This window comes from uncultured Paraglaciecola sp., from assembly GCF_913058035.1.
Lineage (GTDB): Bacteria > Pseudomonadota > Gammaproteobacteria > Enterobacterales > Alteromonadaceae > Paraglaciecola.
Window position 1 is genome coordinate 1 of record NZ_CAJXPA010000183.1, and the last position, 7,876, is coordinate 7,876.

The window sequence follows — 7,876 nt, forward strand, 5'->3', positions numbered from 1 at the left end:
GATTATGAGCTCTAACAAAAACATCATGGTGGGAATTTTACTCGCTGAAAAAGCGCTCCTAAAAACCCCATATGTTAAGCGTTAGGCATTCTTCGAATAGTTGTACCTTTGAGTCGTTAATGAATAATAAAATTCAAAATTTGAGTGTTGCCGTAACGGCCGATATTTTATCGGCAGCAGATTTCGGGGCAAGTAACTTTGTCGCTAGTTTGGGAAATAGTTTACTTACTAAACTATTTCGTGAACGGGCTGAAAAATCTCGAGAAATTGCTTTAAATGAAATGGCAAAATGTAAACGCTCAGAATTAGATATTGCAAGTGCTGATCAGTTTGTTGCTATTGTATACCGTTATCAACGGGCAGCCTTAGAAGGTACCGCTTATTTAAACCTTTCTATTTTAGCTAAAATTATGAAAGGTCAAACTACAGAAGGCTCGATATATGCTTCTGAGTTTAGTGAATTTGCAGAGGTAGTTTCTTCGCTTAAAACAAAAGAGATAGTTTACCTCGGTACATTAATCAGATTGCACAAAGCCAAAGAATTGGTTAAAAAAGAAAGTAGTGATGAGTATTACGATCTTCATCAATCTGTTGGTATTTCAATTAATAAACTTCTTATCGGAACTGTTCACTTTCCAGAAACTCGAGATTTGATTTCCTGTGAATCAAGTTTACAAAGAACTGCATTAATATATCCTTCTCTAACAACTATGGATGGTTCTACTATATTTTCGCCTACGTCGGAATTGGAGCGACTTGCTAGCCTAGTAGAGTTCGAGGAAATACTGGGTGAAATAAATGCCTAACAAGAAATTAAACAAGGACAAAAAATAGTTGGTTTTTGCTCCTGCGTCGCTTATTTTAACCAACTATTTTTTGCCTGTTAATTAGGCGTTATACCTCAAGGTGATCAAATGGAATTTATTGCACTCTTTCTCATTGTTATCGTTTTATTATTCATATTCCTATTTAAGAACAAGAGTTCTAAACAGACGGTAGCACCATATGATTTATGTGGACAACTATTTACACCAGCCGAACGATCTTTTTATGGGGTATTAAAACTTGCTTGTGAAGATAAAGCAGTTGTATTTGGTAAAGTAAGAATCGCTGATATCCTTAAACCAAGAAAAGGACTTAACCGAAGCCAATGGCAAATTGCATTTAATAAAATATCCGCAAAACACTTTGATTTTGTTTTATGCAACCCTAAAAATCTTACTTTTCTAGCAGTCATAGAACTTGATGATAAAAGCCACTCTCAGGAAAAACAAATTAAACGTGATGAATTCGTTGAATCTGCATGTGAAACAGCAGGTTTAAAACTACATAGATTCAAAGCTTCTACTAGTTACGCTGTTGATGAAATTAAAAAGGAATTATTTCCTGCTACAGAAGTTTTAGCAGATGTAACTGCACCTGAAAAAAATGATAATAAAATATGTCCTAAATGTTCGTCAGAATTAACTGTTAAAACCGCACAAAAAGGAAAGAATAAGGGGAATTATTTTTTAGCTTGTAGTAGTTTTCCTAAGTGTCGCTATACCGAAGAAATTGAGGCATAACAAGTCATTAAAGCAGGACAAAAAACAATTGGTTTTTGCTCGTGCCTCGCTTATTTTAACCAACTATTTTATTGCCTCTTAATGAGGCGTTATATTTATTTTTTAGGGTCAACGTAAAAATTTTGAAAGAGAGTTGAAGTTAATATGAATGAAAACAGTACAAAATTATCCGATGAATTACTTGAAGGTAATGAGCCTAGTTGCAGTAACACAAGTTGTTGCCCACCTAAAAGTCCTATTGTAAGGACGACTCCAAAAGTTGGGCGAAACGATCCTTGTATTTGTGGTAACGGGCGTAAATATAAGAAATGTTGTGGGAAAAATGCATAAAGTATCTTTGTGCGTTCAAAATATAACAAACAGATCATGGTAGGGGCGCGAAAAAGCCACGCCCCATATTTGAAGTGTTATTTTTCTCGTCTGACAGAGGGAGTTTAATAAAAAATGGAATTGATTTTTTAGCCTTGTTGATTACAGTTTTTTTGTTGTATGGTTGTACAGTTACATCTAAGGAGAAAGGATCGTGGTAATACAAATTAATCTCAGTGGATCGTCTTGGAAATGAAGCGATAGAGACCATTAATAGTTTCTCTTTTGTTATTGTCCCCGAGGTTTTACGTGAGCTTCGATCCAACGATTACGATAAGCGAGCTTCAAAAACACTGAGTGATGTTGGAGAACTAGAATGGGAATTGGTTTCTGTAGATGAGAACTATTACACCCTTAAGAGATCGAATAGAAGTGGTTAAGCAACATAACAAACCAATTGTTCCGACCTCAACTCGTTTCGTCGGCATAATGGGGCGTTAGATTTTCTCAAGGAGGAGTAGTCATGCTATTCGAGAAGTTAATTAAAAAAAGTTCTATTTTGTTTATTGTATTCATAAGTAACGCTAGCTTTGCAGATACGGTAATTGAAGTTAAAGCTGAGCCAAATAAAGGTTTTTACTTTCCATTCCTTTTAAAAATCCCATCAAATATCGAAACTAACTATTTGATTGTTGAAACTAACAATACTGGTGCTGTTTCTGACGATTTTGAAGTACATTATCAAAGTGCTAAAAAGGCTATCGTAGGAAATGCTGTAGGGCCATGGGTTGCAAAAAAGTTAAACTCTCCCATCTTGATCCCAGTCTTTCCTCGTCCGAAGACTGACTGGGAGATGTATACGCATGCATTAGATAGAGATACGTTATTAGTAGAGTCTGGAGAATTAAAAAGAATAGACCTTCAACTGTTAGCAATGATTTCGCGAGCTAAAAAAGTACTCTCTAATCACTCAGTAACAATACAAGATAAAGTTATCCTAACAGGTTTTTCTGCTTCAGGAAGTTTAGCTAACCGCTTTTCAATGTTGCACCCAGACAGTATTCAGTTAGTCGTTGCTGGTGGCTTAAATGGGATTCTGATGTTACCTGTAGATAACGTCTCTAATAAGAAGTTAAATTACCCTCTCGGTGTTAATGATTTTAAGAAAATTACAGGTATTGATTTTAATAAAACTCAATGGGCGTCTGTACCTCAATTTTTGTTTATGGGGGAAAATGACACCAATGATGCTGTAAAATACGATGATGCATATTCAGATGTAGAAAGAAAAACTATCTACTCAGCGCTAGGTCAAAACATGCAACCTGAACGTTGGGTTAAATGCCAAGATATTTATAAAGCAAACAATGTGAATGTTGTATTTCATACATATGTAAATATTGGGCATGGGACTAACTTAAAAATTCATAATGATATTCTTAACTTTGTAAGAAAGAACATCTAACAGGCTGTTTAATAGGACAGAAACAAGTTGGCTGTTTTCGTTCCTCAACATTTTAGCCAACTAATTGTGCCCATTAACAGGGCGTTAGTCATACAAGGAGTATCCATCATGAAAATGTTATTAATTCTCATTCCATTCTTGTTTCAAATACAAGGTTGTAAAGATGTTAGTGCAATATCTCTTGCTCCAGCAATGGAATACGAAATATTGCATGAATTTGAATATAATGAATATGCTAACCCTACAAGTAAAAATGCGATTATCATAAGAAATCAAGTTGATTATGAAAATGAGTTAATCACGCGAACAAGTGAAGCTGTAAAAGCAGTAAATTTCGAAGAAGAATTAATAGTCTTAATTGATATGGGTACTCGGAATACAGGCGGTTACAGCTTAAATGTGACATTTTCTGAAAGTGATAATTATGTAAGAGCTAACGTTGTCTTTACTTTTCCTGGGGAAGGTTGTGTTGTAACAAATGCTTTAGTAAATCCTTTTAAATTAATTAAGTTAGGCACTACCAAATATGTATTAGTTACTGAAGAAATTACCTTTACTAGTTGCTAGTAAACCTAACAAGCTGTTACACAAAGAGAAAATACAGTTGGCATTTGCTCTCGTCGCTTCCATAGCCGACTATAATTTATCTGTTAACAGAGCGTTAGGTTCACATTGAAATATCTAGCACTGCTCCAGAGAATGAAAGCGAAAATGAATTACTTTTTTAAAGCCATTTTTATATTTTCCTTTTTGTCAGGTTGTGCTGTTGGATACAAACCATATGCTGATTTTCAAGATAAACTGATTGGTAAAAAGGCGTGGAGGATAGAGCCTTACAGATTTGAAAATGCTGGTGAGCTTATTCGTGCAGATTACTTAGTTGCAGGGGAAGGTTTTACTCACATTTCAATTAATGAAGATGGTGATATGGTTCAACACTGGTTTGATACTGAAGTACTCCCAAATTATTTTAGTGAAGATGGACTATTTGGATTAACGATTGGACACAAAGAGTGGATTGGTAAATGTAAAATTTATCTCGTAGTAGATCCTGAAACTTATATTGTAAAACGTTGGGGGTATGATGAGGGCGGTAATCCCGAAAGTTGTAGGCATTGGCCATAGGTATTGTGAATCTAACAATTCGAGTCATCGTAAAATCACTCACTGGCTGCGCCAAAGTGTTCGCGTTTTCTGCTTTTTGGGGAGTTAGGTTTTAAAAGTTTTATCAACAACAAGGAAGGTCCAAAATGGATTATTTTATAGGCGCACTAAAAAAATATGCTGATTTCACTGGTAGAGCAAGAAGGAAAGAGTATTGGATGTTTTATCTCATCTACATGATCTTAATCGTTGTAATATCTATTCTTGATGCAGTGATAGGAGCTGGATTTCTTTCTGCAATATTTACACTTGGTATGTTAGTTCCGAGTATCAGCATTGCCGCAAGAAGACTTCACGACATTGGGCGTAGTGGTTGGTGGCAGTTAATTGCTTTTATCCCACTTATTGGCCTTATTATCCTTATCGTATTTTTGGCGCAAGATGGACATGATGCTAATGAGTATGGTGAGAACCCTAAATCTGGTGCGCCAGCATAAAACCTAACAAGCAAATTATGCCAGGGACGCACAAACAACGAGCGCCTCATATCTGAATCGTTAGGTTAATAAGGAATCGTTTTTGAAATTTAAGTTTTTGGTAACTCTTGCAGCTACTTTTTCGCTATCTGCATGCTCAACGGGGAAACTTTACTACAAAGACGGATCAGGTAGTCGTGTTTTAGGTTGCGATGTAGAGTTTGTTGGTTTACCAAGTGTAGATAAGTTTGCGGTGGAGTATGCCTTAAGCCTTTGTGCAAAAAGTGCGGTAAAAAAAGGATACGACCTAGAAAACAACCGAAAGTATCTGTTAAATATTGATACTTCTATCCCTGCGGCTCCTTGCAATACGTTATGGGATCATGAACTAGCTAAAAGTGAATACAAAGATGGTCAGCTTTCTAAAAAAGAATATGGGTATATAGTTGCTCATATAGATTTAGGGCTTGCAGCTGTTAAGCAATGTTCGCTTAACAACTTAATAAACTAGGACTTAAAACAGCTTGTTGTTTTTCGTTCCAAACAATTTTAAGCCTGTTATTTGGGTATTAGGCATAAGGAACATGGTTTGATTCGAATACTTAGTTTGATTTTAATTGCCACGCTTTCTGGGTGTGCAAGTACAACAGGTCCAACGGACATATCCACTTACATTTCACCGATGCAAGCAATTGAAAAAGCAGCTGAAGCAGCTCCAAAAGGAATAAAAGGATTTTTTAAAGTACATGTTAAAGCTATAGGGAAACCACATGGAGTGCTCTTCTTAAATTCAGAACTTGATTATCGTGACCCTAGAAATATATCAATTGCAATTCATCCAAAAGTTTTCGAACCATTTGAGGAAAAGTACGGAGAAGTTGCTGACGTATATTTGAAGGGCAAAAAAATAATTGTATATGGGGAAGCAAGGAGAGTTAAAATTTCTTTCGGGTGTAATGGTCAAAGGAGCGAAAATGAGTATTATTATCAAACTCATGTAAGAGTCGGATCATTGAGTCAAATATACATAGTTCAGTGAAATTATGCCTAACAAAAAAATTAATAAGGACAAAAAATAGTTTACTTTTGCTCCTTCGTCGCTTATTTAAGCCAACAAATTTTTGCCTGTTGTTTAGGCGTTAGGTAGAAAGTCATATTTTTGCAAACTGTATTTGGTTAGTCAGCAAATTTAAAGGAACAAATTATGTTGGAAGAAAATTTAAAGAAGAATGTTGTCATATCAGTCAGAACAGCAGATTTTAGTTATGTTGTTAAAGGTGAAGTGGTCGACATATCGGACTATTGGTTAAAAGGGCAAACTTAGAATACATAAAGATTGATGCAGTAGTTAAAGTTGCTGTAACTATTGCATGAGTAGTCTAGGTGCATTTTCTACCTAACAAGAGACTATGGCGTCAATATTTAATTCTTAGCCTTTGGCGCTTACCACATTACGCCGACTACCATTTTCCCCTTAAAGGGCGTTATACGTAAAAAGGAAGTTTATGAAGTTGATCAAAATATGTGTTTTGTTTTCTACGCTCGCTCTCCAAGGATGCGTTTCATCAATACCTGTTAAACAACAGTTGGCTGAGTCAGTATTATTCCATACTGCAGGTATCGGCTTAAGTCATGGTGAAGGCTCGTGTAGATTGTTAGCGAGTAGTTGTGGCATCAGAGACAATTATTCAAAATGGCAGGATGAAAACGGTGACATTCACTGTTCGTGTAAAAGTGAATAATTTTACGTATAACAAAAACATCATAGTGGTAATTTTACTCGCTGAGAAAGCGCTCCTAACATCCCCATATGTTAAGCGCTATACATCTAAATGGAATTATTTATGAAATCACTTTTAACTTTATTTCTCTTTACTGTAATTTTGAGTGCAACTAATACATATGCCGATTCAGATTTCTCAGTATCATCTAAAAATAGAGTAATTGCAGATTTCGATTTTACAGTTACAGAAATTGAAAGAAGTGGATCGTATTCCACTCTCTCAGAACCGAAGTTTCAAACCCGGTCGGCTTTTGCCTCTCGATCGATGATGTGTGTTTACACAGAATTAGCGATTGCGAGAGGATTCGACTACTGGTCATCAATTTACACCGATAATTCGGGGGATAATTTGATCATTGTTTTCCCAAAGACAAGTTTAATATCAGATACTGCGTTTAGTAATGTGAATTTATTAGGTACTGAACCAAGCATTTCCTCAGTTTCCACATTTAAACGCTTTTGCGATTTAAAGTAGAAACGATGTATAACAATCGCATTATTCCGACCTCAACTCGCTGCGCTCTTTTCGTAGGCATATTGGTGCGTTAGTGTTACCAATCATGAATACAGAATTTGAATTCTTAGCCATCAAATACGCAACAGAATTATTGCATACAAAAGACGTGCTTGAGTATGCGAATGCTCAACTTAAAAGCGATGTTTAGTCTGATGTCTCTCTTGAAATGTTGGATTGCGATCCGAAAGATTGGAGAGATATTTTGGAGTTAATTGAAAAATATCTAAAAGAGATGGGAAAAGTCGTTCCAGACTTAGAAAAGGCGGTACGGAGTCTCGTTGAGTATCATGTAACGTTGATTACATCGGGTGCTGTAATTCTCTACGAGCGGTTCACAAAATTACTCGCTGATAACGACAGTTATGATTAACACGGTAAAACGCAAAAATATGTTGGTGATAATCTTGGTATTCACCATATGTACGGTTGGTATCATGAAGATTACAGTACAGTCGATAAAATCAATGATTGAACACTTAAAGAAAGTAAATTTTGGGTCGCAAAGTATGCAGAAAACACTAACGCTCGCATGTTGTCAGACTGATTTTAAGCTGCGCTCCAAACCAGCCGAAAATGTCAGCGTTAGTTTTTCAAGGAGTATCAATGAGATTTTGTAGTAAATTAATTATTGTTAGCATGCTGTTACCTGTTATTGGT

Annotated in this window: 11 protein-coding genes; all 11 read left to right on the forward strand. The window is 35.8% G+C overall.

Features of this window, described 5'->3' with window-relative positions; genetic code table 11:
• Positions 1 to 119: 119 nt before the first annotated feature.
• Complete coding sequence (locus QZ562_RS17605; RefSeq protein WP_293763068.1) at positions 120 to 806, forward strand: hypothetical protein; 687 nt, start codon at positions 120 to 122, stop codon at positions 804 to 806.
• Positions 807 to 914: 108 nt separating this feature from the next.
• The gene (locus tag QZ562_RS17610; RefSeq protein ID WP_293763071.1) at positions 915 to 1,565 is read left to right on the forward strand and encodes a DUF2726 domain-containing protein; all 651 of its coding nucleotides are present in this window, start codon (positions 915 to 917) and stop codon (positions 1,563 to 1,565) included.
• A gap of 144 nt (positions 1,566 to 1,709) precedes the next feature.
• Entirely contained in the window at positions 1,710 to 1,895 is a 186-nt protein-coding gene (locus tag QZ562_RS17615; RefSeq protein WP_293763074.1) for an SEC-C metal-binding domain-containing protein, read from the forward strand.
• A 502-nt stretch (positions 1,896 to 2,397) separates the two neighbouring features.
• Positions 2,398 to 3,339 (forward strand): hypothetical protein, encoded by a 942-nt coding sequence (locus QZ562_RS17620; protein WP_293763077.1) that lies wholly within the window; start codon positions 2,398 to 2,400, stop codon positions 3,337 to 3,339.
• Between the two features lie 108 nt (positions 3,340 to 3,447).
• Positions 3,448 to 3,906, forward strand: a complete 459-nt coding sequence (locus QZ562_RS17625) for a protease complex subunit PrcB family protein (RefSeq protein WP_293763080.1) — start codon at positions 3,448 to 3,450, stop codon at positions 3,904 to 3,906.
• Positions 3,907 to 4,011: 105 nt separating this feature from the next.
• The gene (locus tag QZ562_RS17630) at positions 4,012 to 4,464 is read left to right on the forward strand and encodes a hypothetical protein (protein WP_293763083.1); all 453 of its coding nucleotides are present in this window, start codon (positions 4,012 to 4,014) and stop codon (positions 4,462 to 4,464) included.
• A 125-nt stretch (positions 4,465 to 4,589) separates the two neighbouring features.
• Positions 4,590 to 4,940, forward strand: a complete 351-nt coding sequence (locus QZ562_RS17635) for a DUF805 domain-containing protein (protein ID WP_293763086.1) — start codon at positions 4,590 to 4,592, stop codon at positions 4,938 to 4,940.
• Positions 4,941 to 5,022: 82 nt separating this feature from the next.
• A complete protein-coding gene (locus QZ562_RS17640) occupies positions 5,023 to 5,430 on the forward strand; it encodes a hypothetical protein (protein WP_293763089.1) in 408 nt (135 codons plus the stop codon).
• Between the two features lie 78 nt (positions 5,431 to 5,508).
• Positions 5,509 to 5,958, forward strand: coding sequence for a hypothetical protein (locus tag QZ562_RS17645; protein WP_293763092.1), 450 nt, complete (start codon positions 5,509 to 5,511; stop codon positions 5,956 to 5,958).
• Positions 5,959 to 6,424: 466 nt separating this feature from the next.
• A complete protein-coding gene (locus QZ562_RS17650; protein WP_293763095.1) occupies positions 6,425 to 6,661 on the forward strand; it encodes a hypothetical protein in 237 nt (78 codons plus the stop codon).
• Positions 6,662 to 6,763: 102 nt separating this feature from the next.
• Positions 6,764 to 7,177: a hypothetical protein gene (locus tag QZ562_RS17655; RefSeq protein ID WP_293763097.1), complete on the forward strand. Its 414-nt coding sequence runs from the start codon at positions 6,764 to 6,766 to the stop codon at positions 7,175 to 7,177.
• Positions 7,178 to 7,876 lie beyond the last annotated feature (699 nt).